This is a genomic window from Nocardiopsis sp. LDBS1602 (assembly GCF_035818715.1).
GTDB lineage: Bacteria > Actinomycetota > Actinomycetes > Streptosporangiales > Streptosporangiaceae > Nocardiopsis > Nocardiopsis alba.
The window spans coordinates 24,208-50,926 of the sequence record NZ_JAYLVW010000002.1 but is presented as its reverse complement, the minus strand read 5'-3'; the positions used below and the strand labels follow the sequence as shown (position 1 = coordinate 50,926).

Here is a 26,719-nt window from a genome sequence, read left to right as displayed (position 1 = left end):
AAGCATGCTCGGTTCCCCTGAACCGGAAGAAGTTTTCCGGCATCCTCCCCCAGGCGACCCACCAGTGAAGACACCCATGGGAGAGAGCGCGTGACCCTGACATCGGCGGCACGACCCCTGGGAGCACGGTCGGCGACGGCCCGTACCGCCGGCTCCCTCACCCTCGGCCTCGCCCTGGCGTCGGCCTTGACGGCGGTGGCCGGCTCCCCCGCCGCGGCCGATACGACCGGCGGCTACGAGATGTGCCCGACGGTGTACTACTACGTGGTCCCCGAAGGCTCGCCCGGGCTGGAGGCGATCGCGGACCTCATCCTCGACGACCCGGAGCGGGCCGACGAGATCTACGGCTACAACGAGGGCCGTTCCCAGAGCGACGGCACGGCGTTGGGCGAGGACCGCGCGGTCCAGCCCGGTTGGCGACTGGTCGTGCCCTTCGACTCCGGTGGAGAAGGCGTCTACGAGGGCCGCGACCCACTGTGCGTCGTCGCGGTCGACCAGGCCAACGCCCAGGGCGTCGCGCCTCCGTCACCTCCTCCGGCCCCGCCCGCCTACACCCCGCCCCCCGAGAACGAGCCCTCCGCCTCACCGAGCGAGGACGCCGATGCCTCGTCCGGCCCGGGCGACAGGCCCAAGATCGACCCGCGCATCCTCATCGTCGGCGCGGTCGTCCTCATCCTGTTGACGCTGCTCACCCTGTTCTGGCAACCGGTGTTCAAGGCGATCGCCTGGCCGTTCAAGAAGATCGCCGCCCTGCCCTGGCGTAAACCGCGCAAGCCCAGGTCGGCGCGGATCGCCGCGGCCATGCGTCGACGTCGGGCCGCGACCGAGAGCGTCATCTCCGACCCCGACGCCGTGCACCGGGCGGGCGGCGCCCACACCGACCTCCTCAGCGCCCCCGCCGAGATCCCGGCGCGCCCGGTGGCGATCCTGACCACCCTGGACGAGACGACCGCCATCGTTCCGGTCGGAGCCACTCCCCCCGCCTCCTCATGGCGCGTCGTCGGCACCACCACCTGGCGTTACGCCCGAGGCTCGACGGCGCCCGGCCCGTTCAACTTCGCCACCGCCACGCACACCGTCGTGCGGCCGATGACGGCCGGGGTCCTGGCCTGTCTCGGCACCCTGGAGGACGAGCGCACGCTCGTCCACGTCGACCTCACCCGGATGCGCGGACTTCTGGCCGTGGGCGGCGACCAGCGGGTCGCCTCCGACACGGTGCGCGTGATCGCCGACGCCCTCCACTCCCAAGGGCTGACCGTGCGCGTGCTGCCCTCCGGACGACCGCTGCACTCCCTGATCCCCGAGACGATGCCCGACCTGTCCGCCCCCGACCCCATCGGAGGGATCGAGCACAGCCGGGAGCGTCCGCTGGTGGTGGTCGTTCCGCGTCCGCTCGGCACCGCCGACGAGCACGTGATCGGCAACATTCCGCCGAACACGCTCGTCGTGGCCATGGGCGAGGCCGAGGTGGCCCGCTGGCAGTGGAAGGCCGACGAGGACGGCTCGGTGGACACCGGGGCCCTGGGACTCCGCGTGGTGCTGCGGCTCCCCGAACACCGGTCCTGACGTACGAGGCGGGGCGGGCCGGCCGGGTCCGCCCTGTCGATGTCAGCCCTCGTCGTCCTCCGACGGCCCGTCGGAGGCCTCGGGCTCCCCGTCCCCCTCGGCGTCGTCGGTGTCCTCGCCCGGGCCCGGACCGTAGACGAAGCGTTGCCGATCCTGCACGAGGATGGCGTGCCCGGTCTCGGTGACCGCCTCCACGTACGCGGACAGGTCGTCGGAGACCACGTCCATGGTCTCGGCGTCCAGGACGAGCTGACGATCCTCGTCCTCTCGGGAACGGGAGTCGCCGTAGACGAGACCGGCGTGCGCGAAGGCCGGGGAGATCGCTCCGGCCTCCTCCTCCAGCCCCCATCGAGTGCGACCGGTCACCAGGTCGACGGCGACCATGGTGGCCCCGCCGCTGGCCTGGGGGAGCAGCAGGGTGGCGGTGTCGGTGTCGTAGAGACCAACCGGGACCCGGGCCTCCTCGAAGGGGGCCGCGACCGGGTTCGCCCCCGGCTCCCGCAGCGTCCACAGGGTGTCGCCGTCGTCGACGTCGTGCGCGGACAGCAGGGACGGCGCCTCGGGCTGGGCCCAGCGCACCAGAAGGACGTCACGGGTGGGCTCCGTCTCCTCCTCTTCGCCCTCCTCGGTGTCCTCGTCCTCGTCGGACGGCGCGTCGGTGGGCTCGGCGTCCGGGTCCGGAACCTCGTATACCCCGAGGACCTGGGGGACGTTCACCGGAGCGCTGGCGGGCAGTTCGAGATCCTCGTCGGAGGAGGACACCGACCACAGGACCTCGCCCGCCTCGTCGGGGTCGATCGAGTAGGCGTGCAGGGCGGAGGATCCGTCGTCGAGCAGGACGGTGTCGTCCCAGGCCGTCACCGGGACGCCCAGCGGATCGATCGGCTCCTCTTCCTCCGCGTCCTCGTCCTCGTCGGTGCCGGATTCGACGTCCGTGTCATCGGAGTCGGCCTCGTCCGTCTCCTCGTCGCCGGGTTCGGGCTCGGGTTCGAAGGCGTAGGTCCACAGCTCCTCGCCGTCGGTGTCCAGCACCGTGTAGTCGCCGTAGGGGTCCTCGGCGGTCCACCCGTCCGGACGACGCACCGCGGCCCCGTCCAGGTAGAGGTCGCCGGGCTCCGCCGGCTCCCACAGGGTCCGGCCGCGAGAGTCCAGGACGAACGGACGATCGTCGGGGTCGACGAGGGACAGGGCCGACTCCCCCTCCAGGTCGGTGTCGAAGCCGCGGAAGCGCGCCTCCCCCTCCCACAGGGTGTCGCCGGTGGCGGCGTCGTGCAGCAGGTGCCGGTCCTCGCCGCCGGAGCTGATCAGGAAGGCACCGCCCACCGGGCTGATCCGGACACCCAGAGGGTCGTCGAGGATGTCGTGCGCGTCGGCCTCGTCACCGTGCAGATGACGCAGGACCTCGCCCTCCAGACCGGGAGGCGGGTCGCCCTCGAAGTCGGTGGGCAGCGGGGAGGGGCTCGCCTCTCCGGAGGGCTCCGGCGGCTCCGGTTCACCGGTGCACGCCGCGACCAGCAGCGCCACGAGGCCACAGGTCAGGGCCTGGGGCACGCGTGAGCTGCGCATTGACGGTCTCTCCCCACGAAACGATGACGTTCACGGCAAATCCTAAGCCGCCCGAAGGTCAAGTGGATACATGGCGTCCGAAACTCCTCCCGCCCCGCACCGGGTGCGGGAACGGCCCTCAGGAGTCCTGTTCGGGCTCCACCTCGACGGTCGTGGTCCCCCGTACCTCGAACTCGGCCCGTCCCCCGGTCAGCTCGGCCAGCCGGACCTCGAAATCGGACAATCCACTCTCCGGGAGAGCCACCTCGATCCGGATCCGGTCCTCGTAGGCGACCTCGCGCACAGTGAGCGAGGAGTCGCGCAGGTCGCTCTCCAGGCGCCCGCCCAGAACGTAGTCGGCGTAGACGTCCACGACCAGGAGTCGTCGACGTTCCAGCAGGCCGAACTCGTCCACCGCCGCGGACACCGAGTTCCCGTACGCGCGGATGAGTCCGCCCGCGCCGAGCTTGGTACCTCCGAAGTAGCGGGTCACCACGGCGACGGTGTCGGTGATCCGGCGGTGCCTCAGCACCTCCAGCATGGGGACGCCGGCCGTCCCGGCGGGTTCCCCGTCGTCGCTGGAACGCTGGATCGCACCATCGTCACCGAGAATGTAGGCGGTGCAGTTGTGGTTGGCGTTCCAGTGCTCCTTGCGGCGTTCGGCGATGAACGCGCGCGCGGCCTCCTCCCCGTCCACCCGTGCCAGGGCACAGATGAACCGGGACTTCTTGATCTCGATCTCGTGTTCGCCGCCGCGTCTGATCGTTCGCATGTCGCCTGTTCGGCAGGGGTCGTGGGTCGCCCCCAGTCTGCCGGCTCGGAGGAGGGAGCCCACGGGCGCCTCCTCGCGCTCCGGTCGGATGACGATCCTCCGGGATCCCCTACGGCTCCGACGGCCCGACCGTGACCGCGGTGGTTCCGGCCGGTACCATCCCACAGTCGGGAGGGCCGGACGGCGACCCGACCTGTCGCACGATCGTCGCCCTCTCCCCCGGGTCGGCGCCCCCAGGTCGCCCACCGCTCCCCGACGAACAAGGTTCCGCACCCATGGTCATACCTCGAACACCTTGGGTAACGTTGCGGACGACCACTGAGCTCACATCGGGAGTCCTCATGCGCACCGCCCCGCCCGCCGTCGGCCTGGCCCTGACCATCGCCCTCCTCTCCGGATGCGCTCAGGAGGAGTCCGCCCCCGTCAACGAATCCTCCGCGTCCCAGGCGCCCACGGCTCAGCCCACCACCGAGCCCAGCGTGACCGCGTCGATCTTCCTCCCGCCGGGTGAGAGCACCGGGGCCCTCACCTACGACGAGACGGCCGTGCCCGAAGGGGCCACCTCCGACGTCCAGGTCCGGGTCCAGGACGGCTCCACCTACGTGCAGTTCACCGGAACCGGCCTGGAGGCGAACCGGGACTTCGGTGCCCACGTGCACACACAGCCGTGCGGCGACGACCCGGCCGACTCCGGGCCGCACTACCAGAACGAGCTCGACCCCGCGGCCGAGGAGGGCGAGCCCTCCACCGACCCCGACTACGCCAACCCCGAGAACGAGGTCTGGCTGGACATGACCACCGACGACAGCGGCAACGCGTTCGTCACCGCCACCGTCGACTGGGAGTTCCGCGAGGGCGAGGCCCGGGCCCTGGTACTGCACGACGAGCACACCGCCACCCACGAGGGCCACGCGGGCACGGCGGGAGACCGCCTCGCCTGCGTGACCGTCGACTTCTAGGGAGTGGGGACGACCCGGCGCAGGACCAGTTTCTCTCCCAGGGCCCAGGCGGTGGAGGCGCACAGGTACAGCCCCGCCGCCAGCGGAACGAAGGCCGCCACGACCACGGTCGTGAACTGGAGGTAGGACAGGGCTCCGAACATCGGAGGAGCGGCGCCGGGCGTCTCCCCGGCCATCGGCAGCATCACGTAGCGACGGTTGGCCCAGGCCACGACGGCCAGCACGGCCAGGACCGCGACGAAGACCGCGATGTTCCCCGAGGCCCCACCGGCCAGGGTCGCCCCGAGTTCCACCCCGAGGAAGGTGTGGGAGAGCAGTTCTCCCGTCCCCGGGACCGCGCCGATGAACAGTCCGTACAGGGCGATGACGATGGGGATCTGGGCCAAACCGGGCAGGCAGCCGGCGAGCGGGCCGGTGCCCGCCTCGGCGTAGACCTCGCGCTGCGCGGCGAGCAACCGCTCCGGGTTCCCCTTGTGCCGCTCCATGACCTTCGCCAGTTTCGGGGCGAGGAGGGCGCGCTGTTTCTCCGCCCGCACCTGGGCCACGCCCAGGGGCAGGAGCAGCGTTCTCACGATGACGGTGAGCGCTATCACCGCCGCCCCGGCGGCGAGGGTCCCGGCGAGCGGGGTGAGCAGGTCGGTCAGGACGGCGAGAACCGTGCTGAGCACGTCGATGAAGGCCGCGATCGGCCCGAAGGTGTACAAGGAGAAGACCCTTCGTCCAGGTGATGGGAACGGACGTCGGGCCACTCGGCGTCATCGCGCGAAGGGAGAGGGGTCCCCCGCGGACACAGGCGGAAGGGACCTCTCGAAGGTCAGGAGGGCGCGAACGGGCGAGCGGCCGAAAGGGCCGCTCCGGGCGCTCGGGGACGTGGTCGACCCGCCGCGTCGGGGTCGCGCAGGGACAGGACCGGCAGCCGTTCCGAGCGGCGGCGCATCGCGCGCGCGTCACCGGTGGCGCTGTCGCCGACCGGCCACGGGGCGGTGCCCCGCAGGATCATCCAGGTCAGAGCGGCGCCGACCGCCACGGCCAGGAGCAGCACGCCCGTACCCTGGCCGGCGCCCGTCAGTTCGACGGGGAGCATCCCCATCGCGAGGAACTCCAGAAGGGACAGCAGGAAGCCCATGTCCCCTCCTCTCCTCGTCGATGGCCTTTCCAGGCCGGGGGGATCGATCCTATCCGTCCACCATAAAGCTCACAAAAGCCCTGTTCAGCCCGGTCACGGGGAGAAATCCGCCGACACTCCGCCGACGTTCCGCACCGTTCACGTGATCCTGTAGCTAAATGACACGGAGCAACCCACTCCGCCATGTCTTTCCGGGCCGGTTCGAGCCCGACGAAGAGGGGATTCCCGTGCCGATCCGCCCTGCGCACCTCGCCACCATGTCCGCGACCATCGCCGACGCCATCTCGGGGCTGTCCAGCGAGGAGGAGGAGACCGCTCCGGTGCACATCACCTTCGAGTCCGGGCATCGACAGACGGTCGATAACGGCGGCTGTCGAGTGCTGGAGACCGGGCAGGGCGGCGTGGTCGAGATCGAGGGGGAGTCCCGATTCGCCCTCTTCGCCGGTACCAGCTGCCAGGGGAGCAGGACGCTGGCCTCCGGGCACGGTGCCGTCCGCTTCGGCACCCCGGTGCTGGCCGGGGCCATCGTCATCGGTTGACCGCGCACGCGTCACGGAGGGGCCTCGGTCGGACCGGGGTCCCTTCGGTGTCGAAGGGGCCTCTCAGCGGCGGCCCCCGCGAAGGGAGCGTCCGGGCAGTCGGTCGGTACGCCGCCCGTTCCTGACGGTGAACTCTCCGCCGATCATCACGTGCTCGATACCCGCCGGAGGTCGCCGGGGTTCCTCGTAGGTGGCCCGGTCCGCGATGGTCTCCGGATCGAAGACGACGAGATCGGCGTGGGCTCCGAGCTGGACGACCCCGCGGTCGGTCGCCCCCAGTCGGTGGGCGGGCCGGGAGGTCAGGTGCCGGACGCACTCCTCCAGGGTGAGCAGACCGAGTTCGCGCACGTAGTACCCCAGGTAGCGGGGAAAGGTGCCCCAGCCTCTCGGGTGGGGACGCTCACCGACGAGGATGCCGTCACTGCCCGCGGTGTGCGCGCTGTGCCGCATGATGGTGCGGATGTTCTCCTCGTTGCCGATGTGGAGCAGACAGCCGCCGCGCAGCCCGTCGGCGACCAGCAGATCGACGTAGAGCCGTCCCGGGTCCTCTCCTCGCCGTTCGGCCAGGTCCGCGATGGAGTGACCGACCGCCCAGGAGAGCTCCGGGTCGGCGACCCCCGTGACCACGAGGGTCCTCCAGTCCATGGGCATACCGTGGTTCCCGTCGGTGCCCCGCCCCTGGATCTCCTCCAGGATCCGGTCACGGGTCACGGGGTCGCGCAGGCGGTCCAGCGTGGCCCGGGCGCCGCCCTCCTGTGCCCACCCGGGCAGCGGGGCGGCCAGGTAGGTGGCCGCGGCCCGGTAGGGGTAGGTGTCGAGGGTGACGTCGAGTCCGTAGCGGACGGTGGCCTCGTCGATGGCGTCGAGGACCTCCGAGGCCCGACCCCGGTTCCGGGGGAAGTTGACGTGGCAGTGGGCCAGGTGCAGAGGCACATGGGCCCTGCGGGCCACCTCCAGACATTCCCGGTAGGCCTCGACGACCTCGGCCCCGTAGTTGCGGTGATGGGGGCAGTAGTAACCGCCGGCCGCCCGGACCGGTTCGAGGAGCGCGACGATCTCGTCGTCGCTCGCGTACATGCCGGGCGTGTAGGTCAGCCCGGTGGACATCCCGTGCGCGCCCTCCGCCATCCCCTGGGCGACCATCGCGCGCATCCGGTCGATCTCGGCGTCGGTCGCGGGTCGGTCCTCCTCGCCCACGACCGCCATACGCACGTTGCCCTGGGGGACGAGGTAGGCGACGTTGGTGGGCGACCCCCGATCGACGCGGTCCAGGTAGTCGCCGACGCTCCGCCAGGTGTGATCGAGGTCGGGGGTGCCGTTCCAGGCGGCGATCCGTTCCCGGATCGGGTCGACGGTGGCGTCGGTGACGGGCGCGTAGCCGAGCCCGTCCTGACCGAGCACCTCCAGCGTGACCCCCTGGAGGACCTTGGCCTCGTGCGCGGGGTCGGCGAGCACGGCGAGGTCGGAGTGGGCGTGCATGTCGATGAACCCCGGGGCGACGACCAGACCGGTCACGTCGACGGTCTCTCCCCTGCCTCGGGCGGTCCCCGAGGGGAGGACGTGGCTGATACGACCTGCGCTCAGGACGAGGTCGGCGAGGCGGGACGGACCGCCCGTGCCGTCGACGATCCGGCCCCCGGTGAGTACGGTCTCGGACTGCACTGTTCCTCCGTTCGGGTCACCGACACCCGCGGTGGCGACCCCGCCGCCGAGGTGTCGCGCGGCTCGGGATACGCTTCGGGGAAATCAATCGATAACTTTGTTTCCAATAAGCGGGTCGACAGGTCTCTCCCTCATCGTCCCCACCCGGACGGGGGTCGGGAACCTCCCACGCTCGAACCAGGGCATCCCTCGTGGTCGAGGGCGACCGGACCCCGGCCGCGCCCCGCGACCACGGGCCGCGTACCGGCGGCCGCCCCGGACGGCTCCCCCGGGGCGGCCGCCCATCCCCCGGCTACCCCGAACGACGCGCTCGGACCACCAGGTCGTGCACGGTGTAGGTCGTGTCGTCCAGCGTCTGACTCCCGGCGCGCGCCTCGTCGACCAGGACCTCCCACTCTCCGGCGGGGAGCACCGAGGTGACCGCGTCCCCCTCGTAGAACAGCTCCGGCCTCGGCGGGCGGGGCACACCGGTCTCCAGATCACGCGGATGGTGCGCGACCACCAAGAGTTCCCCGCCCGGGGCGACCGCCTCCGCCAGGAGGGAGAACAACCGCTTCCGGGGCTCAGGGGCCAGATGCATGAAATGCACACCGATCAGGTCGTAGGCGCCTCGAGGAGGCGTCCACTCGGTGACGTCCGCCTGCTTCCAGACGATCCGCTCGGCCGCCTCCGGGGAACGCTCGGCCACGTGGAGCTCCGCGCGTTCGAGGGCCACCGTGGAGATGTCGATCGCGGTCACCTCCCAACCGCGTTCCGCCAACCACAGTGCGTCGGCACCCTCACCACTGCCCACGTCCAGGGCCCGCCCCGGGGCGAGCCCCTCCACCTCGGCCACCAGATGCCGGTTGGGACGTCCGCTCCAGATCCGATCCTGTGAGCGGTAGCGCTCGTTCCAGAAGTCGGCGCCCAGGGTCTCCTGCGCGAATTCGTGCTCGTCGGTCATCCGTCGACCACCTCCGCACCCACCTTCGCCCGATACCTCCGGAAGGGCGAGTTCCCTTGCCGTTCCGGCAAGACCACGTGCGAACGATCTCCGATCATCCGTGGCGGTCCGGACTCAGGGGTCGTCCGGGTCCGGAGCGCCGAAGTCGGCCAGGCACAGTTCCAGCAGCGCCAGAACGCGCTCGGTCAGCTGTTCCCGGTCGTGGGCGCGCAACGCGTCCCCGCCCTCGATCCTTCGGACCCGCCCCATCCCCAGCATCACGGCGGCGATCAGGGAGGCGTGCACCCGGGAGTTCTCCCGGTCCAGGTAGACCGCGAGCGGCTCGATGAACGCGGTCTTGAGCCGCCCCTGATAGACCGACTGGAGGTCGGGGTCGCCCGCCGAGTGGTCCAGGGCCCGCTGGAGGAGTGTCCCCTCCCCGTACAGCCGGCTGACGATGTGCTCGGCCAGGCGCCGCGTCAGAAGCTCGGGAGGCCCTTCGGTGATGAGCCTGGGGAAGACGCCGTCCTCGCGCAGGATCTCGGTGAGCAGGCCGGCCTTGGAACCGAAGTAGCGGTTGATCAGCGCCACGTTCACCCCGGCGTGCGAGGCGATCATCCGCGAGGAGACCGAACCGAACCCCTCGCTGGTGAACAACTCCTTGGCGCTGGTGAGAATGCGCTCTCTGGTCGCCTCACGACCTCTCCCCGGCGCGGGCGCGCCGCCCCCGGCCACTTCCGGACGCTCCATCTGCACACCCTTCGGGAACCACTGTCCGCTTCGAAATTCCAGGGTCGCACCTCGCCGACACATACGCATACCGGTAGAGACGGAGAGATACCGATTTGACAGGTCAACACCGTTTACATATACCGGAGCATGGATGCCCGCCCCCGGCGCTGCGCCGCGGGGCCTTTCGTGCGTCCGGAATCGGGGGACCCATGGAACAGTCGCTGCGCGGGAAGTCGAAACCGAAGGGACCCGCACCCGGTACACGGACACCCGCGGTCGACGACCTCACGACGAACCCCCCGAGCACCCCGGAGACCACCTCCTACCCCTCGCGCAAGGTCGTACGACGGATCATGGTCGGCCTCGTCCTGGCCATGCTCACGTCGATGCTCACCAACTCGATCATCGGCACCGCCCTGCCCACCATCATGGGCGAGCTCGGCGGACAGGACCGGCTGGCCTGGGTGGCCACCGCCGCGCTCCTGACCATGACCGCCTCCACCCCCGTGTGGGGCAAGCTCTCCGACATCTGGGGACGCAAGCTCCTCTTCCAGATCGCCCTCGGCGTCTTCATCGTCGCCTCGCTGGCCGCCGGCTTCGCCCAGAACATCAACTGGCTGATCGCCGCCCGAGCCCTCCAGGGCCTGGGCGTCGGCGGCCTGGCCACGCTGCCCAACATCATCCTGGGCGACGTCGTCTCCCCCCGTGAACGCGGACGCTACAGCGGCCTGATCGGCATGGTCTTCGGCGTGTCCACCGTGCTCGGGCCGCTGGTCGGCGGCTTCCTCGTGGACAGCCCCCTCGGATGGCGCTGGTGCTTCCTCATCACCGTGCCGCTCGCCGTGGTGGCCTTCGCCGTCATCCAGTTCATGTTCCGTATGCCCTTCACCCCCCGGCGCAAGGCCCCCGTCGACTGGCTCGGCGCCGCCCTGATCTTCAGCGCCGCCAGCACGGCGATCGTCCTGCTCAGTCTGGGCGGCACCCAGATCCCTTGGAACTCCCCCGCCGCCTACGCGATGGGCATCGGCACCGTGCTGCTGACCGTCGCCGCGATCCTCGTCGAGCGCCGCGCCGCCGAGCCCATCATCCCCACCCGCCTGTTCCGGAACCGCACGTTCGTGCTGGCCTCCGCCGGTTCGGTGACCGTGGGCATGATGATGTTCGGCCTCATCATCTACATGCCGCAGTACCTCCAGATGGTGCACGGCATGAGCCCGACCGTCTCCGGACTGATGACCCTGCCCCTGGTCGGCTGCTTCCTGGTGACCTCGATCGGCTCCGGCTTCGCGATCAGCGGCAGCGGCCGTTGGAAGGCCTACCCGGTCGTGGGCATGGTGCTGTGCGTCCTCGGTTTCACCGTGCTGACCATGGCCCAGTACGACCCCGGGCTGACCACGGTGGTCGTCGGACAGATGCTCGTCGGCCTCGGCTTCGGGCTCAACATGCAGATCCTGCTACTGGCCACCCAGAGTTCCCTGCCGGTCGAGGACATGGCCTCCGGCACCGCCTCGGTGACCTTCTTCCGCAACCTGGGCGGCGCGATGGGCGTGGCCGCCTTCGGAGCGGTGATGGTCGGACGTCTCAACAACGCGCTCGCCGACGCGATGACGGCCGCGAGGGCCGAACTGGAGGCCGACGTCACGGCCGGGACCGACTCCGGCGCCGACGAACTCACCGTGGGCCTGGAACAGGCCGCCGAGTCCGCGCAAGGGTCGCCCGAACTCGTGCACTCGCTGCCCGATCCGATCCGCGAGGTCGTCGTGCACGCCTTCGACCACGCCATGCAGGGCGTCTTCGTGGCCGGTGTCCCGATCGCCGCGTGCGGTCTGATCGCGGTGACGTTCATGAAGGGGGTCCCGCTGCGCGGAGGCGGGCCGGCGCGGGCCGAGAAGTGAGCCCGATCGTCCCATGACCGGTTCCGTCCGTACGGCGGCTCCGACCCGGGGCCGCCGTACCGGCGGCGCGAACGCCCTCACCGGTCAGAGATAGCGGCGGAAGCCCTCGGCCGAGTTCTCGAACCCGAGAGCGGCGTAGAAACGATGCGCGCCCTGCCGGCTCTCGTGGGAGAGCAGCTCGATCTTGTAGCACCCCGCCTGCACCGCCCTCTCCAGGGCGTCCTCCATGAGCGCGCGTCCGATGCCCTGGAGACGGGTCTCGGGGTCGACCACGAGGTTGTCGACCACCGCCCAGGGTTGGGCGTCATGGGTCAGGTTGGCCACGACCAGCAGGTCCAGGGTCCCGATGATCTGGCCGCGCCGCTCGGCGACCAGGACCGTGCGGTCGGGGTCGTTCTCCATCCTCGTCCAGGCGCGTACGGCTGCGGAGGACATGCGAACGTGCGCGCTCCGCGTGTGGGTGGTGTCACCGAGTTCGCGCAGGAGTCGCAGGATCGCACCGAGGTCGGACCTTATGGCCGCGCGGATAATCATGGCTGTCGGCATCGTAGCCGACAGCCTGCGACAAGGCGGACGTCACCCTACAACCGACCACAAAACGCCGAGGGCGGGACCAGTGGTCCCACCCTCGTTCCGTGACCGGCTCGAACGCGTTCTCCGCGTCCCTCAGGGCTTGCGGACGACCCGGACGCCCTCGTCCCCGAGCGGAGGCTGCTGAGGCCCCTCCGGACGACGGTAGACGCCGGTGACCCCCGGGTCCCCCGCGTCGGTCGGGGCGGCCGCCTGTCCCTGCGGCTGCTGGGGGCCGCTCTGCGGCTGCTGGGGCGCCGCGACCTGGGGCGGCCGGGGCGCGCCGGGGGCCTGCTGAGGTCCGCCCGTCCCGTCCGCCGGGGCCGGACCCGCGAAGCGGGCGCCCTGAGGAGGACGGGGAGCGGCGGCCTTGGGGTCTCCGCCCTTTCCCTCCTCCTTCTTGGGCTCGGCGACCTGCTCCGGCCTGATCCGCACGGTCGCCTCCTCCGGCTCCGGCTGGAGCGGCGGCATCTGGGCCGTGGTCGTGTTCTCGTTCTCACCCTCGGACGACGGAGCGGCGGCCTTCGGGGCCTTCTTCTCCGGCTCGCCCTCGGGCTTCTTCGCGGCCTGGGGGGCCTTGCCCTCCTGCGGGCGTCCCTGGGCGGGCTTCTTCTCCTCGGCCTTGGGCTCGGGGGTCTCCGCCGGAGGGGTCGTCAGGTCCTCGCGGGACAGCCCCGCCTCCAGGGCACCGGACTTCTCCTCCGCGGTGAGCAGGTCGGCCAGCGTGGAGTGCATGTCCTTGAGCCGGCGCAACGCCTCGGCGTGCGTGGCCGTGAGCGTGGCCAGACGGCGGTCGGCCGTGTCGTGGATCTTCTTGGCGCGGGCCTCGGCCTCGCTCAGCCGACGCTCGCCCTCCTTCTGAGCCTGGTCACGGAGCTGGTCCGCCTCCTTCTTCGCGCCGGAGACCATCTCGGTGGCCTCGGTGCGCGCGGAGGTGATGATGCGCTCGGCGTGCTCTTCGGCGTCCTTGCGCTGCTTGGCGACCTCGTCCTCGGCCTTCTTCTGGGCCTCCTTCACCTCGGACTCGGCCCGGGAGCGACGCTCCTTGGCCTCTTCCTCGGCGATCCTGAGGATCTCCGCCATGCGTTCGCTGATCTGCTCGTGTTCCGGCTTGACCTGGGCCTTCTCACGGGCGATGGCGAGATCGCGCTTGTACTGCTCCAGCTCGTCGTCCATCCGCTGCAAACGCTCGCGGAGGTCCTTGAACTGGTTGTCCACACGCACGCAGTAGTCGTCGACGTGCGCCTTGTCGTATCCGCCCTTGCGTACTGTTTGGAACCTGTCTTGTTGCAGTCCGCCGCCCGGCAACATATTGCTCATGTGCTCTTCATGTCCTTAACACCGTTGACTGCACGTCGCAGATGGTGAGAATTTGCCCCATACATGTTCAAGAACACCCTGGGAGTCTCTTTTGAGATTCATGCCCTGAGTGTCCGTCCCACGCCCCGGCCCGGCACGATGGAGGGGCATCGTCCGAGAGCGGAGCGTAACGCCGTGGACACCGTCCAGACGACCAAGGTAGGCACGCGCCGCGCCGCCGCGTCAAGAGCCCTGACGGCCACGGCGCCATGCGGACCCTGGTCACGTTCTTACTAAGGTATGCGCGATCATCCCCATACGGGGGCCGAGCGGTCAACTTCCTCGCCCCGGCCCCGGGGCCGACTCCGGGAAGGACCTCATCATGGCCGGCACACCTGACGAAAGAGACTTTGAACGGGTCGACGGACCACGGATCGGAAGCGCGCCCTTCGGGGAACCCCGGATCCATCCCACCGCCTGGATCGCCCCGGGAGCGGTCGTGGTCGGCCGGGTCAGGCTGGGCGAGCGGAGCAGCGTCTGGTACGGCTCCGTGTTGCGCGCCGACACCGAGGACATCGTGGTCGGCGACCGCGTCAACATCCAGGACCAGTGCGGACTGCACTCCGACCCCGGACAACCCGCGATCCTCCACGACGACGTGAGCCTGGGTCACAAGGCGATGGTGCACGGCGCCATCGTCGAGGAGGGCGCCCTCATCGGCATCGGCGCGATCGTCCTGGGCGGGGCCCGGGTCGGCAAGGGTGCGCTCGTGGCCGCCGGTTCCCTGGTCGCCCCGGGCAAGGTGGTCCCCCCGAACACACTGTGGGCCGGGGTCCCGGGCAAGGTCGTCCGGGAACTGAACGACGGCGACCGTCTCGTGCTGGAGCACACGCCGACCGCCTACGCCGGCTACGCGGTCCAGCACCAGGACGTCACCTGGCGCTGACCCCGCGCAGCCGGAACCCATCGCTCCGACCGGTGCCTCGATCGGCCGTATGGTCCTCTCGGGTGAGGGGCCACACGGTCGACGACCCCGATCTCCCCCGAAGGGAACGGACACTCTGTGACTAGCCCGGGTGGTCCGGGCACTGGCCCACACGAGTCATGCGCGATGGGTTCCGGCGTCGTAGCCTGAGAAGTGCTCGCGCCCTATGGGAGCGGTGTTCCGTCGCGCCCGCCCCCTTCCCGAAGGCGTGGGACATCCGGCCGACCGCCGGCGCCCCTGATGTCCAGCGACGCCGTCGTCGGAGGTGAGCGCGCGTGAACCATGGACTCGGGGTACGCGATCGTCTTCACGACCATGTCGCCCTCGACGAGATCGAACTGTACGCCGAGGTGCTCATCGCGGTGGCCGACGTCGACCGCAGACTCAGTCTCGTCGAGATCGACCGTGTCCTCGGGCTCGGTACCGGCTCCGCTCCGGAGGAGACGGGCGAGACCGTCCACGTGTCCGCCCGAGCCCCGAAGCCCCGGCCACGCCCCCAGGCCCCCGCTCCTCGGAACCCGGACCCCGACACCCCCCGAGGGTCCGGCCCGGACCACCCCGACCGACCTCCGACGATGCGCGGATCGTTCCCCCAGGACGCCCCGCCGCCGCGGCCTCCCGCGCCCCGCTCCGAGGAGCCGCCGCCCCCGTCGGGGTCTTCTCCGAGGGTCCCCCTCGATCGCCTCCCGGCCCCTGGGCTTCCCCGGGTGATCCCCGGCCCCGCCGGCGGACTGCGCGGTCCGTTGCTCCTCCACGTTCTGACCCGAGGCCTGTGAGACCGAACCGGCGTCGATCGATGCCGATTCGGTCCGTTTCGGCCTGATCCGGCCACCCTTCTCCCGAGCGCCGACCCCCTCCACCGGGTACTGACCCTTCTGAGCCCTCCAGCCGCAGCACGGCAGGCCGCCCCTCAGGAGCACAGATGCGCGAACCCGACACCCCCGTCCCCGACCGCGGAGAAGAACCCGGCCCGCACCGCGTCGACGAGGAGCCCGACAACGCGCGCAGGATCACCTTCACCATCGCGGTCCTGGTGACGTTGGTCTTCCTGCTGATCACCGCCGCCGGCCTCGGCCGTCTCCTGTTGGGCGACGACGACGCGGAACCCTCGGCGGCGGATCCCTCCCCCACCGGTGAAGAGGCCCCCGAGGAACCCGAGACCACGGAGGGGCCCGGCGGAGGGGACACCGTCTCCGACCCTCGCTCCGGTCTGGCCTACGCACTCGCCGGAGAGGGGTGGACACGGCTCGGAGACGACCAGGTCCCGCCCGAGTACACCTCCTACACGGTGTACGGGTCTCCGGAGGATCCGGGGGCCGTCATCGTCACCGGAGGCGAGGAGCTGGGCCCCCTGGAGCCCCTCGCGGCCACCGCCGTCTCCATGGCCACCCGCATGGTCGGCCACCTGGCCACCGACGGCGGCGACCTGTGGGTCGAACCGTCCGGAGCCACGGAGGTGAACGGCCACCCCGCCTTCGGAGCGACCATGGGCGACGATTCCGAGTCCGACGAGGAGGCCTACGGCCGCTTTCTGGTGGTGGAGCTCGAGGGCGACCAGGGCGCGTTCGTGCTCGGCCTCAACACCGACGGCGGGGCCGAGGCCACCGCCGACATCGACGCGGCCTTCGACTCCCTCACCACCCTCTGAACCCCCACGAGCCCCCGTGCCGTCCAGGTCCAGGACGGCACGGGGCAGGGCGTCTCACAGCGGCAGGACCGCACGGAGCAGGAACCCGCCCTCGCCGGTCGGACTCCCGGAAACCGTGCCTCCCTGAGCGGCGACGCGCTCTCTGAGCCCGGTCAGTCCGTTGCCTCCGTTCGTGTCCTTCTCGGCCCCATGGGCCCGGTCGTTGTGGATCTCCAGCACCAGCGTGTCCGCGCTCGCGCCCTCGCCCCGCACCGGGATGAAGGTGATCTGGCACTGCTCGGCGTCGCTGTGCCGCAGCACGTTGGTACCGCCCTCGCGCACCACCCACGCCGCCAGCGCGGCGGTCCTGGGCGGTACGTCGAGCCCGTCCAGGCCGGTGATCGTGGTCGAGGTCCCGCCGGAATCCAGGACCGCGGTGACGGAGGAGATCTCCTGTTCCAGGTCGATCTCCCGATAGCCGTTCACCGCCGACCGCACCTGGCCGAGCGCCTCGCGTGCCAGGCTCCGGACCTCTGCCATCTCCGCGGCGGCGCGCTCCGGGGCCCGGTCCACGAGTCTGCCCGCCAGCTGGGCCTTGACCGACAGCGCGGAGAGACTGTGCCCGAGCAGGTCGTGCATGTCGCGGGCGAACCGGAGCCGCTCCTCGGTGACCGCCAACCGGGCCCGGGCACGCTGCCCGGCCACCGCTTCGAGACTGACGTCCCACAACCAGATCGTCGAGACCGTGCCGCCGGCGAACAGCAGCGCGATGAGGACGGCGATCAGCCACACCAGGGCGTACAGACCGACGTTGAGGTCCGTTTCGAAGTCGTAGCCGGGCAGGAACAGCAGCGGTGTCAGCAGAAGGGCGAAGGAGACCAGGAGGCTGGTCCGCCGTGGCGCGAGGAAGAGCCCGATCCCCCACCAGGTGCCGACCGTGAGCATGCCGGTCTCCGGAGACTGCAACAGGAACCCGGTGGCGATGAGAAGAACCAGGGAGGTCCAGTAGAGCGGCGGGGTCGGGGCCCGGTTCCCGTTCAGCCGTTCCCAGATCAGGACGTTGAGGATGACGCAGTTCACCATCGTGACCACCGTCCCCACGGCCGAGGGCCACAGGGTCCAGCCCATGTTCAGGGCGGTGACGAGGTCGAGCACACCCCAGAAGCACATGACCAGACCGTTGAACCCGAACAGGACCATGATGATGAGCCGGGCGATCCTGATCCGGTGATCGTCTCTCTCCTCCGAGGTCTCACCGACGGCCTCGGATCTGTGGGAAGCGCCCTCGTCGGTGATACCCGGGCCGGACGAAGCGGCGACCCCTGGAGCACCGCCCAGGCCACGTGCGGGGTGCTCGGTCGCGCTCACCACGGAGTGGCCGCCCGCCATGGCACCCGGAGGAGGTGTGCCCTCCCGAAGAGGAAGGACCGCTCTCAGCAGGAAGCCGCCGTCGGGGGTCCGCGCCGCCGTCAGGGAGCCGGAGTTGCACTCGACACGATCGGCGAGCCCGGAGAGACCACCGGCCGATCCGGTCTCGTCCTCCTCCCCACCCTCGGCGTGGTCGTTGGCCATCTCCACGACCAGCTCGTGGGAGGTGCCATCGGCCGATTCCGCCATCGAGAAGTCGATCCGACACCGGCGTGCCCCGCTGTGCCGCAGCACGTTGGTACCGCCCTCGCGTACCACCCACGCCGCCAGCGCCGCCGTCTCCGAGGGCGGGTTCAGCCCCTCCAGCCCGGAGACCATCGTGACGGTGTTGTTCGCCTCCAGGACCGAGCGGACCGCGCGCACCTCGGTGCCCAGGTCGAGGTCGCGGTAGCCGCGGACCACCGAGCGGACCTGGTGGAGCGTGCTCCGGGCCAGTTCGTGCACCCGCCCGATCCGTTCCTTGGCGGCCTCGGGGTCGGTGTCCACCAGGGTCTCCGCCCTGCGCGCCCCGACCTCCAACGTGCTCAGCTCGTGACCCAGCAGGCCGCGCATGTCCTCCGCGAACCGGAGTCGCTCCTCGTTCACCGCCAACCGGGCCCTGGCGCGCTCGCCCTCCACCGCCTCCCTGGTGGCGTCCCACAGCCAGAAGACCGGCAGGCAGGCGAACCAGGCCACCAGAACGAACAGGAGGAACAGGATGGAGAGGAAGATCAGAAAGGGCCATGACTCGCCGTACGGCCCATAGAGGAGGGTGTGGCCGCCCATCAGGAGGAGGCACAGGGGGATCACGTAGCGGGTCCGCGACCAGGTGCTCATGAAGGAGAGCAGGCACAGAACGTTCGCGACGAGACCGATCACGTGCAGCGGCGTCCGGAACAGAAGGCACACCAGGACGAGCACCCCCACCAGCCCCCAGTACAGGCGCGGGTCGGCCTCCCGTCTTCCGTTCAACCGCTGCCGGGTCATCACCCATCCCAGCACCGTCATGACGAGGCAGAGGAGGAGGGCCACCAGGGCGGGGGCTGTCTCGGTGGCCGGCGTGCCCGGCGTCAGACGACCGGGGAAGTACAGCTCGTAGAGGGCCCAGACGGGGAAGACCAGTGCCTGAGAGGACAGGGTCGACAGGACGATCCACTTCAGGACCCGCTGTCGCCGGGTGTAGTTCCCGCCCGTCCCGCCCTCGCCTGAGGCCTCGGCCGCGTCGCCTCCGATGACGGAGACCTCACGCTCATCGGTCGTGTCCGTCCCGCTCGCGGCCATCGCCCCGCCCACCTCGCCTTCACCGGTATCCGGTACACCCACTCAACGTTAGGCCGTGGAACGACCCTCCGGGCGGTCGTCCACAGGGCGGATTCCGGCCGTGGACGTGTTCGTGCCGGGAAGGTCCCCGTCCCGGACCTTCCCGGCATCCCCGTCCGGCACCGTCACGGTCGACGGGGGTCCCACTGGAAGAAGCGGCCGACGGCCAGCGCCAGGACCACGATCCACACGAGCATCACCGCGATGGAGGGGAGCGAGGCCGTCCACAGCCCCAGGGTCCCCACCGGTTCGGCGGCCTCGAAACCACCGAAGACGTCGTATCCGGTGTAGGCGGACTGGGCCACCTGCGCGGCCGCGGCCACCGGGAGGAGGCCCACGATCGTGACCATCGGGCCGGGCATGAGACCGAGGGGGAAGAAGATCCCGCCGGTCATCATCAGGAACAGCATCGGGAGGGTCGAGAACATCTGCGCGGACTCGGCGCTGCGCACCAGAACCGTGATCAGCAGACCGACGAGGGTCATGGCCGTAGTGCACAGCAGCACCGCCACGCCCAGCAGGACGGGGTCGACCGGCGTCGTACCGTTCATGGCGGCGATACCGCCGACCACCAGGGCGGTGACCAGCAGAGTGAAGAGCAGGACGAGCAGGGTCACCCCGCCGAAGATCGCGGTCCTCGGCACCCCGCTCGCGCGGAGCCGCTTGAGGACCAGCGACTCCCGCCGCGCGGCGAACACGTTGGAGGCGTGACCGATGCCCAGCATCAGACCGATAGTGAGGATTCCGGCCGCGAGCGCGAGATCGGTGGTGGTGTACTCGCCGAAGGCCGGGGCGCTGGGCATGGACATCAGGGGGCCGAACAGCACCAGCGGCATCAGCAGGTACAGCCAGGCGGTCTGGTAGCGCACGAAGAGGGTGAACTCGGTGCGGGCCAGACGCAGGGTCTGAGCGAACACGCTCGGGGCCGTCCGTGTTCCGGAGGCCCCCCGGTCGGAGGTTCGTACGGTGGTCGTGCTCATCGTGTTCCTCTGCTTCCTGCGGGTCTGTGGGAGATCGGGGTCGCGCGATGGTCGGCGCGTGGTCCCGGTGGCGCGAATCCGCCCGGTCACTCGGCGAGCAGGTCGGCGGTGCCGTCCGCGACCTGGAGGAAGACGTCCTCCAGGGAGGCGCCGCGGACCTGGAGGTGCCGCAGGACCGTCCCCCGCCCGGTCGCCCAGGCCAGCAGAGCGGCGATGGCGTGGTGCGCCCGGTCGGCCACGTCTCCCCCGGTGACCGTGTAGGTGGCCCAGAGGGCCTGGTCCCGGGTCTCGACCTCGCATCGTGCGCCCTCGACCTCGGGCAGGTCGGCCGTACGCACGTCGTCGGGCACCTGGAAGCCCACCCGGTCGCCCCAGCCCGCGAGGACGTCCGCCAGGGTGCCCTCCACGTGGATCTCACCGCGGTGCATGATGGCCAGGCGGTCGGCGAGGCGCTCGGCCTCCTCCAGGTAGTGCGTGGTGAGCAGGATCGCGACCCCGCTCGCCTTGAGGTCGTTGACGATCCGCCAGGTCTCGTGTCGGGCCTCGGGGTCCATGCCCGTCGTGGGCTCGTCCAGGTAGAGGACCTCGGGACGGGAGATGAGCGCCGACGCCAGGTCCAGGCGGCGCTTCTGACCCCCGGAGAGCTGACGGACGCGCAGCCCGCGCTTCTCGGTCAGACCGACCAGCTCCAGGACCTCGTCGATGTCGCGAGGGTCGGCGGCCAGGTCCCTGGCGAGGACGAGGTTCTCCTCGACGCCGAGGTCGTCCATGAGCCCGCTGCCCTGGAGTACCGCGTCGGCGCGTTCGCGGACCCCGGCGGGCTGGCCGAAGGGATCCTGTCCGAAGACCCGCGCCATGCCCGAGGAGGGCTTTCGGAAGCCCTCCAGGGTCTCGATGGTGGTGGTCTTCCCCGCGCCGTTGGTGCCGAGGAGGGCGAAGAGCTCTCCGGGGCGGATCTCGAAGGAGACCCCCTTGACGGCCTCGAAATCGCCGTACCTCTGTCGAAGGTCGCGGACGACCACCGTCGGTTCCGCGGTGGTGTGGGGGGCACCGTTCTCGACGGCCGTGGCGGTGTTCTGTGTCGTCATGTTCCGAGGATCCCGTGGGCGAGGGTGCTCGCGACAGACGCCGCTGTCACCGTTCCCTCATGTCAGGCGCCCGTCCGGACCACTGACAAATGTCATCTCCGCTCCTCGCCTCGACCCGTTCATACGACGGAAGGGGCGGGACACCTCTCGGTGTCCCGCCCCTTACATTCGCGGGTTCGGGCTCCTATGGGAGCCTCGCCGCCCGTCAGGCCTCGGCCGGCTCCTTCTTCTCGCCCTCGGCCGGGTTCTCACCCTTGACCGAGCGGAGCAGGAGCTGGGAGACGTCCACGACCTCCAGCGATTCCTTCGCCTCGCCGGCGGACTTCTTCTCGTTGATCGCGTCGCCGAGCATGACCTGGCAGAACGGGCACGCGGTGGACACGGTGTCGGGGTTGGTGGTCAGCGCCTCGTCCACACGCTCGGTGTTGATGCGCTTGCCGATCCGCTCCTCCATCCACATGCGGGCACCACCGGCGCCACAGCAGAAGCCCCGCTCCTTGTGGCGGTGCATCTCCTGGGTCTTGACCCCGGGCACCTGCGCCATGATGTCGCGCGGCGGCGTGTACACCTTGTTGTGCCGACCCAGGAAGCAGGGGTCGTGGTAGGTGATGTTCTCGTCGATCGAGCTCACCGGGGTCAGACGCCCCTCCTCCACCAGCTTGGCCAGGAGCTGGCTGTGGTGGACGACCTCGTAGGTACCGCCGAGCTGCGGGTACTCCTTGGCCAGGGTGTTGAAGCAGTGCGGGCAGCTCGCCACGATCTTCGTGACACCGGCTTCGTTGAGCGTCTCGACGTTCTGCTGGGCCAGCATCTGGAAGACGTACTCCATGCCGAGGCGACGCGCCGGGTCGCCGGTGCAGGCCTCCATGCCGCCCAGGACCGCGAACTTCACCCCCGCGATGTCCAGGAGTTCGGCGATGGCCTTCGTGGTCTTCTTCGCCCGGTCCTCCAGGGCACCGGCGCAGCCGACCCAGAAGAGGTACTCGGTGTCCTCGTCGAGCTTGTCGTCGACGACCGTCACCTCGACCGGGTTCTCCTGGGAGGCGAGCTCCTCGATCCAGTCCATGCGCCGGTCCTCGGCCATGCCCCAGGGGTTGCCCTTGTTCTCCAGGTTCTTCAGGAGCGTGTTGGCCTCGGAGGGGAAGTTGGACTCGACCATGACCTGGTAGCGACGCATGTCCAGGATGTGGTCGATGTGCTCGATGTCCACCGGGCACTGCTCGACGCAGGCGCCGCAGTTGGTGCAGGACCACAGCTCGTCGGGGTGGATGACGCCACCCTCCTCCTCGGTGCCGACCAGCGGCTTGTTGAGGAGGGCGAGAACGTCGACGCCCGCGTGGCTCTCGTCCGGAGCCTCGGCGAGGGTCTCCTCGGTGATGCCCTTGAGGAGGTACGGGGCCTTCTCGTAGGTGTGCGCCTGGAGGTCGAGGATGACCTTCTTCGGCGACAGCGGCTTACCGGTGTTCCAGGCGGGGCACTGGGACTGGCAACGGCCGCACTCGGTGCAGCTCGTGAAGTCCAGTAGCCCCTTCCAGGTGAAGTCCTCCAGCTTGCCCGCGCCGAACGGGTCCTCGTCCGGGTCGGCCTCCTCGAAGTCGAGGGGCTTGGTGCCGGACTTGTCCATCATCTGCTTGGCGGCGCCCAGGGACGGGGAACCGTCGGCGTTGCGCTTGAAGTAGATGTTGACCGGGGCGATGAAGCGGTGCCAGCCGATGCCCATGGTGAGCTTGAAGTACAGCACCATGAAGAACAGGTAGCTGATGATCAGCTTGAACGCGGCCACCAGGGCGATGGCCGGTTCGGCGACCGCGGCGTCGGTCGGCATGACGGAGCCGATGGCGTGCGAGATCGGCGTGGCCCAGGTCGGGAACGGGAAGTCGCCGATGCCGACCTTGAGGCCGCGGATCACGAAGATCGAGATCAGCAGGCCCCACAGGTAGGCCTCGACGTAGTACGCGGTCCACGTCTTGGAGTTGTAGAAGCGGGAGTCGCGGCCCTTGCGGTGGGGACCGTTCAGCAGACGGTAGACGGTCAGGCCGACGATGCTGATGAGGCTGGCGCCGGCGATGATCTCGATGGCCAGACCGTAGAGGGTCCAGTCGTGGATGATCGGCAGCTTGAAGTGCGGATCGAAGGTCTCGCCCTGCGCTTCGATGACCGTGAAGACCAGGAGCGGGAAGGAGACCATCACGAACCAGTGGGCGACACCCACCCACGGTCGCTTGAGCATCCTCGTGTGCCCGAGGATCTCGATGAGGGTCATCGTGAGCCGTTGCCCGAACGGCCCCTTCCGCTCCGGCTCCACCGTTCGGCCGACACCCACGGTTCGCACGATCTGGCGGATGCCCAGACCGAACAAGGTGAACGCGACCACGGCGAAGACCGAGGTGATGATGCCCAGCGTCAAGTACAGGGGTTGCATCGTCCGTGGCCTCCCATCCTGCTTCTCGTCGTCCGGTGCGCCACACACCGGCACCGACAGTTGATGTTACTAGCGAGTAATGGCTCGGAGTCCATCGGCCGCCCACTAGGAGCCGGCGCGCCGTCCTTCTCTCGCCTTACGCGCACATGGCACGGCCTCCGGACCGCCTCGCGCGAGAGCCAACCGTAGCCGCCTCTCGCCGGTCGAGCGCCACGCGGGCCCACACGAGCCCCGCCCGACGCACCATGCCCCCCTATGTAATCGGACCTCGGAGCCACGCGGGAGCATCCGGACCCCCGTGGAGCCGTCCGCCGTGTCGCGCGCCGACCGGGATCACTCCTCCCCCTCGAGCCCCGGACACCCCCGGAACACCCCTGAGGCCTCCCCCGACTCCCCGGATATTCCGGGTCAAGGATGTCCCCGAGTTCGCCCGGGGTTCCCCCATTTCCACGTGAAAGACGCCCTGGTCGGGAACATCCCCACGCGGCCGACCGTTGTCAGGGCGAGAGAAGTAACTTGAGTCGGGTCGACTCAACTGACTTGACAGCCCCCACCCGACGAAGCAAACTTACGTCCGAACGACTCAACTTTGACGGAGGTACCAACCATGGCACGTGCGGTCGGAATCGACCTCGGTACGACGAACTCGTGTGTCGCTGTCCTCGAGGGCGGCGAACCGACGGTCATCACCAACGCCGAGGGCTCCCGCACCACCCCTTCGGTCGTGGCCTTCGCCAAGAACGGCGAGGTGCTCGTCGGTGAGGTGGCCAAGCGTCAGGCCGTCACCAACGTCGACCGGACCATCCGTTCGGTGAAGCGCCACATCGGCACCGACTGGTCGGTGAAGATCGACGACAAGAGCTTCAACCCGCAGCAGATCAGCGCCTTCATCCTGCAGAAGCTCAAGCGCGACGCCGAGGCCTACCTGGGCGAGGACGTGACCGACGCGGTCATCACCGTCCCGGCCTACTTCAGCGACTCCCAGCGTCAGGCCACCAAGGAGGCCGGCACGATCGCGGGTCTGAACGTCCTGCGCATCATCAACGAGCCGACCTCGGCCGCCCTCTCCTACCACCTGGAGAAGGAGGACGAGGCCACCATCCTGGTCTACGACCTCGGTGGCGGTACCTTCGACGTCTCCCTCCTGGAGGTCGGCGACGGCGTCGTGGAGGTCAAGGCGACCAACGGCGACAACCACCTCGGTGGCGACGACTGGGACCAGGCCGTCGTCAACTGGCTGGTCGAGAAGTTCAAGAACTCCAACGGCGTCGACCTGTCCAAGGACAAGATGGCGCTCCAGCGTCTGCGCGAGGCCGCCGAGAAGGCCAAGATCGAGCTGTCCAGCTCCAGCGAGACGCAGATCAACCTGCCCTACATCACGGCCTCCGCCGAGGGCCCGCTGCACCTGGACGAGAAGCTCACCCGCGCCGAGTTCCAGCGCCTGACCTCCGACCTGGTCGAGCGGACCAAGACCCCGTTCCAGCAGGTCATCAAGGACGCCGGGATCAGCCTGGACCAGATCGACCACGTCGTCCTGGTCGGTGGCTCGACCCGTATGCCCGCCATCGCCGACCTGGTCAAGGAGATGACCGGCGGCAAGGAGCCCAACAAGGGCGTGAACCCGGACGAGGTCGTGGCCATCGGTGCCGCCCTCCAGGCCGGTGTTCTCAAGGGCGAGGTCAAGGACGTCCTCCTGCTCGACGTCACCCCGCTGTCGCTGGGCATCGAGACCAAGGGCGGCGTGTTCACCAAGCTCATCGAGCGCAACACCACCATCCCGACCAAGCGGTCGGAGATCTTCACGACGGCCGACGACAACCAGCCGTCCGTGCAGATCCAGGTGTACCAGGGTGAGCGCGACATCGCCCAGTACAACAAGAAGCTGGGCGTCTTCGACCTGACCGGTCTGCCCCCGGCGCCGCGCGGCGTCCCGCAGATCGAGGTCACCTTCGACATCGACGCCAACGGCATCGTCAGCGTCACCGCGAAGGACCTGGGCACCGGCAAGGAGCAGTCCGTCACCATCTCCGGTGGTTCGGCGATGTCCAAGGACGACATCGACCAGATGGTCCGCGACGCCGAGCAGTACGCCGAGGAGGACCGCAAGCGCCGCGAGGAGGCCGAGGTCCGCAACAACGCCGAGTCCCTCGTCTACCAGACCGAGAAGGTCATCAAGGACAACGAGGACAAGATCCCGACGGACGTGCGCTCCGAGACCGAGGCCGCCGTCGGCGAGCTGAAGACCGCGCTGGAGGGCACCGACACCGAGGCCATCCGCGGCGCCAGCGAGAAGGTCGCGCTGGCCAGCCAGAAGATCGGTTCGGCCATCTACAGCCAGGGCCAGCAGGGCGAGGGCGCCGGTCAGCCCGGCGGTGAGGGCGCGGACGCCTCCGCCGACGACGCCGACGTCGTGGACGCCGAGATCGTCGACGAGGACAACGGCAAGGGCGACAAGCAGGGTTCCTGAACCCCGAGAGTCCGCTGAGAGCCGAGGAAGGAGGGCACGTAGGACATGGCGCTGTCGGATAAGAGCGACCCCGACACCGGTGACGGTGACCAGAACCAGGGTCCGGTGATCCGCGACAACCGCAGGATCGACCCCGAGACCGGTGAGGTCCGAGACCCCGAGGCGAAGAAGTCCGAGGAGGCCGAGGTCTCCGAGGAGGACGAGGCGACCGAGGTCGAAGCCGAGGTCGAGGACATCCCCGAGATTCCGGACACCCCGGAGTCGGTAGTGAGCGAGGCGATCAACGCCGACGAGCGGGTCGTCGAACTCACCAACGACATCAAGCGGGTGCAGGCGGAGTACTCCAACTACCGCAAGCGGGTCGAGCGCGACCGTGTGGCCGTCCGCGAGGTGGCCACCGCCCAGGTCGTCGGCGAGCTTCTGCCGGTCCTGGACGACATCGGCCGCGCCCGTGACCACGACGAGCTCAACGGAGGGTTCAAGGCGGTGGGCGAGGCCCTGGAGGCCACGGTCACCAAGTTGGGCCTGGAGAAGTACGGCGAGCAGGGCGACGAGTTCGACCCGAACGTGCACGAGGCCCTCACCCTGGTGCCGGTTCCGAACATCTCCGCGCAGACGGTGATCGAGGTGTTCCAGCCGGGGTACCGCATCGGAGAGAGGATTCTTCGTCCGGCCCGTGTGGTCGTCGGAGAGCCCATGGGCGACGAGTCGGAGACCGCCGAGGCGGCCGCCGACGAACCCGCGGACTCCACCGAGGACGGCGAGGACAAGAAGTAGCCGGTCACGCCGGTCCGGACGCCACGAGGGCGTCCGGCCGCGGGCCCGGGCCCGTGGCG

The 26,719-nt window shown here is 69.7% G+C and carries 22 protein-coding genes; 9 read left to right on the top strand and 13 right to left on the bottom strand.

Annotated features, from left to right (window positions below):
* Window positions 1-90 precede the first annotated feature (90 nt).
* A complete protein-coding gene (locus U9J66_RS08285) occupies window positions 91-1,566 on the top strand; it encodes a hypothetical protein (RefSeq protein WP_326337442.1) in 1,476 nt (491 codons plus the stop codon).
* Window positions 1,567-1,608: 42 nt separating this feature from the next.
* On the opposite strand, the gene U9J66_RS08280 is transcribed toward U9J66_RS08285, so the two are convergent.
* Window positions 1,609-3,132 (bottom strand): outer membrane protein assembly factor BamB family protein, encoded by a 1,524-nt coding sequence (locus tag U9J66_RS08280; protein ID WP_161110795.1) that lies wholly within the window; start codon window positions 3,130-3,132, stop codon window positions 1,609-1,611.
* Window positions 3,133-3,250: 118 nt separating this feature from the next.
* Window positions 3,251-3,883 carry a YigZ family protein gene (locus U9J66_RS08275; protein ID WP_014910709.1) on the bottom strand — a complete coding sequence of 211 codons (633 nt, stop codon included), beginning with the start codon at window positions 3,881-3,883 and terminating at the stop codon, window positions 3,251-3,253.
* Between the two features lie 341 nt (window positions 3,884-4,224).
* Here U9J66_RS08275 and U9J66_RS08270 point away from each other — a divergent pair, with 341 nt between their 5' ends.
* Window positions 4,225-4,842, top strand: a complete 618-nt coding sequence (locus U9J66_RS08270; RefSeq protein ID WP_014909592.1) for a superoxide dismutase family protein — start codon at window positions 4,225-4,227, stop codon at window positions 4,840-4,842.
* Here U9J66_RS08270 and U9J66_RS08265 read toward each other — a convergent pair.
* On the bottom strand, window positions 4,839-5,546 hold the full coding sequence (locus tag U9J66_RS08265; protein WP_014912611.1) for a YidC/Oxa1 family membrane protein insertase: 708 nt from the start codon (window positions 5,544-5,546) through the stop codon (window positions 4,839-4,841). The two genes, U9J66_RS08270 and U9J66_RS08265, sit on opposite strands and share 4 nt — an antisense overlap.
* Before the next feature lie 110 nt (window positions 5,547-5,656).
* Window positions 5,657-5,968, bottom strand: a complete 312-nt coding sequence (locus tag U9J66_RS08260; protein ID WP_014912229.1) for a DUF6412 domain-containing protein — start codon at window positions 5,966-5,968, stop codon at window positions 5,657-5,659.
* A gap of 227 nt (window positions 5,969-6,195) precedes the next feature.
* Between U9J66_RS08260 and U9J66_RS08255 the strand changes: the two genes are divergently transcribed.
* On the top strand, window positions 6,196-6,507 hold the full coding sequence (locus U9J66_RS08255; RefSeq protein ID WP_014910161.1) for a hypothetical protein: 312 nt from the start codon (window positions 6,196-6,198) through the stop codon (window positions 6,505-6,507).
* Between the two features lie 63 nt (window positions 6,508-6,570).
* Here the strand turns inward: U9J66_RS08255 and U9J66_RS08250 are convergent, their stop codons facing one another.
* From U9J66_RS08250 to U9J66_RS08240, 3 genes are all read right to left on the bottom strand, one after another.
* Window positions 6,571-8,169, bottom strand: coding sequence for an N-acyl-D-amino-acid deacylase family protein (locus U9J66_RS08250; RefSeq protein ID WP_326337440.1), 1,599 nt, complete (start codon window positions 8,167-8,169; stop codon window positions 6,571-6,573).
* 292 nt (window positions 8,170-8,461) lie between these two features.
* Complete coding sequence (locus U9J66_RS08245; RefSeq protein ID WP_014913249.1) at window positions 8,462-9,112, bottom strand: class I SAM-dependent methyltransferase; 651 nt, start codon at window positions 9,110-9,112, stop codon at window positions 8,462-8,464.
* Between the two features lie 114 nt (window positions 9,113-9,226).
* Entirely contained in the window at window positions 9,227-9,841 is a 615-nt protein-coding gene (locus U9J66_RS08240) for a TetR/AcrR family transcriptional regulator (RefSeq protein ID WP_014909400.1), read from the bottom strand.
* 191 nt (window positions 9,842-10,032) lie between these two features.
* On the opposite strand from U9J66_RS08240, the gene U9J66_RS08235 reads away from it, so the two are divergent.
* Window positions 10,033-11,718 (top strand): MDR family MFS transporter, encoded by a 1,686-nt coding sequence (locus U9J66_RS08235; protein ID WP_326337439.1) that lies wholly within the window; start codon window positions 10,033-10,035, stop codon window positions 11,716-11,718.
* Window positions 11,719-11,802: 84 nt separating this feature from the next.
* On the opposite strand, the gene U9J66_RS08230 is transcribed toward U9J66_RS08235, so the two are convergent.
* Entirely contained in the window at window positions 11,803-12,252 is a 450-nt protein-coding gene (locus tag U9J66_RS08230; RefSeq protein ID WP_326337438.1) for a GNAT family N-acetyltransferase, read from the bottom strand.
* 132 nt (window positions 12,253-12,384) lie between these two features.
* Window positions 12,385-13,599: an ATP synthase F0 subunit B gene (locus tag U9J66_RS08225; RefSeq protein WP_161112368.1), complete on the bottom strand. Its 1,215-nt coding sequence runs from the start codon at window positions 13,597-13,599 to the stop codon at window positions 12,385-12,387.
* Window positions 13,600-13,969: 370 nt separating this feature from the next.
* Here U9J66_RS08225 and U9J66_RS08220 point away from each other — a divergent pair, with 370 nt between their 5' ends.
* From U9J66_RS08220 to U9J66_RS08210, 3 genes are all read left to right on the top strand, one after another.
* The gene (locus tag U9J66_RS08220) at window positions 13,970-14,533 is read left to right on the top strand and encodes a gamma carbonic anhydrase family protein (RefSeq protein WP_326337437.1); all 564 of its coding nucleotides are present in this window, start codon (window positions 13,970-13,972) and stop codon (window positions 14,531-14,533) included.
* A 314-nt stretch (window positions 14,534-14,847) separates the two neighbouring features.
* Window positions 14,848-15,348, top strand: coding sequence for a hypothetical protein (locus tag U9J66_RS08215; protein ID WP_326337436.1), 501 nt, complete (start codon window positions 14,848-14,850; stop codon window positions 15,346-15,348).
* A 146-nt stretch (window positions 15,349-15,494) separates the two neighbouring features.
* Window positions 15,495-16,220, top strand: a complete 726-nt coding sequence (locus tag U9J66_RS08210) for a hypothetical protein (protein ID WP_017533085.1) — start codon at window positions 15,495-15,497, stop codon at window positions 16,218-16,220.
* A gap of 54 nt (window positions 16,221-16,274) precedes the next feature.
* On the opposite strand, the gene U9J66_RS08205 is transcribed toward U9J66_RS08210, so the two are convergent.
* From U9J66_RS08205 to U9J66_RS08190, 4 genes are all read right to left on the bottom strand, one after another.
* Window positions 16,275-18,929 carry a sensor histidine kinase gene (locus tag U9J66_RS08205; protein ID WP_326337435.1) on the bottom strand — a complete coding sequence of 885 codons (2,655 nt, stop codon included), beginning with the start codon at window positions 18,927-18,929 and terminating at the stop codon, window positions 16,275-16,277.
* 122 nt (window positions 18,930-19,051) lie between these two features.
* Window positions 19,052-19,906 carry an ABC transporter permease gene (locus U9J66_RS08200; RefSeq protein WP_326337434.1) on the bottom strand — a complete coding sequence of 285 codons (855 nt, stop codon included), beginning with the start codon at window positions 19,904-19,906 and terminating at the stop codon, window positions 19,052-19,054.
* A gap of 86 nt (window positions 19,907-19,992) precedes the next feature.
* The gene (locus U9J66_RS08195) at window positions 19,993-20,994 is read right to left on the bottom strand and encodes an ABC transporter ATP-binding protein (protein ID WP_326337433.1); all 1,002 of its coding nucleotides are present in this window, start codon (window positions 20,992-20,994) and stop codon (window positions 19,993-19,995) included.
* Between the two features lie 205 nt (window positions 20,995-21,199).
* A complete protein-coding gene (locus U9J66_RS08190) occupies window positions 21,200-23,416 on the bottom strand; it encodes a (Fe-S)-binding protein (RefSeq protein WP_041561749.1) in 2,217 nt (738 codons plus the stop codon).
* 607 nt (window positions 23,417-24,023) lie between these two features.
* On the opposite strand from U9J66_RS08190, the gene dnaK reads away from it, so the two are divergent.
* Window positions 24,024-25,883 (top strand): molecular chaperone DnaK, encoded by a 1,860-nt coding sequence (dnaK, locus tag U9J66_RS08185; RefSeq protein ID WP_326337432.1) that lies wholly within the window; start codon window positions 24,024-24,026, stop codon window positions 25,881-25,883.
* Between the two features lie 45 nt (window positions 25,884-25,928).
* Window positions 25,929-26,660, top strand: coding sequence for a nucleotide exchange factor GrpE (grpE, locus tag U9J66_RS08180; protein WP_042284393.1), 732 nt, complete (start codon window positions 25,929-25,931; stop codon window positions 26,658-26,660).
* Window positions 26,661-26,719 lie beyond the last annotated feature (59 nt).

What these genes read in the sequence shown, in the direction of transcription:
- U9J66_RS08260 (WP_014912229.1), bottom strand. Translation starts at nt 5,968, where the DNA reads ATGGGCTTCCTGCTGTCCCTTCTGGAGTTCCTCGCGATGGGGATGCTC.
- U9J66_RS08200 (WP_326337434.1), bottom strand. Translation starts at nt 19,906, where the DNA reads ATGAGCACGACCACCGTACGAACCTCCGACCGGGGGGCCTCCGGAACA.
- U9J66_RS08270 (WP_014909592.1), top strand. Translation starts at nt 4,225, where the DNA reads ATGCGCACCGCCCCGCCCGCCGTCGGCCTGGCCCTGACCATCGCCCTC.
- U9J66_RS08210 (WP_017533085.1), top strand. Translation starts at nt 15,495, where the DNA reads ATGCGCGAACCCGACACCCCCGTCCCCGACCGCGGAGAAGAACCCGGC.
- U9J66_RS08190 (WP_041561749.1), bottom strand. Translation starts at nt 23,416, where the DNA reads ATGCAACCCCTGTACTTGACGCTGGGCATCATCACCTCGGTCTTCGCC.
- grpE (WP_042284393.1), top strand. Translation starts at nt 25,929, where the DNA reads ATGGCGCTGTCGGATAAGAGCGACCCCGACACCGGTGACGGTGACCAG.
- U9J66_RS08240 (WP_014909400.1), bottom strand. Translation starts at nt 9,841, where the DNA reads ATGGAGCGTCCGGAAGTGGCCGGGGGCGGCGCGCCCGCGCCGGGGAGA.
- U9J66_RS08235 (WP_326337439.1), top strand. Translation starts at nt 10,033, where the DNA reads ATGGAACAGTCGCTGCGCGGGAAGTCGAAACCGAAGGGACCCGCACCC.
- U9J66_RS08230 (WP_326337438.1), bottom strand. Translation starts at nt 12,252, where the DNA reads ATGATTATCCGCGCGGCCATAAGGTCCGACCTCGGTGCGATCCTGCGA.
- U9J66_RS08245 (WP_014913249.1), bottom strand. Translation starts at nt 9,112, where the DNA reads ATGACCGACGAGCACGAATTCGCGCAGGAGACCCTGGGCGCCGACTTC.
- U9J66_RS08195 (WP_326337433.1), bottom strand. Translation starts at nt 20,994, where the DNA reads ATGACGACACAGAACACCGCCACGGCCGTCGAGAACGGTGCCCCCCAC.
- U9J66_RS08220 (WP_326337437.1), top strand. Translation starts at nt 13,970, where the DNA reads ATGGCCGGCACACCTGACGAAAGAGACTTTGAACGGGTCGACGGACCA.
- U9J66_RS08275 (WP_014910709.1), bottom strand. Translation starts at nt 3,883, where the DNA reads ATGCGAACGATCAGACGCGGCGGCGAACACGAGATCGAGATCAAGAAG.
- U9J66_RS08225 (WP_161112368.1), bottom strand. Translation starts at nt 13,599, where the DNA reads ATGTTGCCGGGCGGCGGACTGCAACAAGACAGGTTCCAAACAGTACGC.
- U9J66_RS08280 (WP_161110795.1), bottom strand. Translation starts at nt 3,132, where the DNA reads ATGCGCAGCTCACGCGTGCCCCAGGCCCTGACCTGTGGCCTCGTGGCG.
- dnaK (WP_326337432.1), top strand. Translation starts at nt 24,024, where the DNA reads ATGGCACGTGCGGTCGGAATCGACCTCGGTACGACGAACTCGTGTGTC.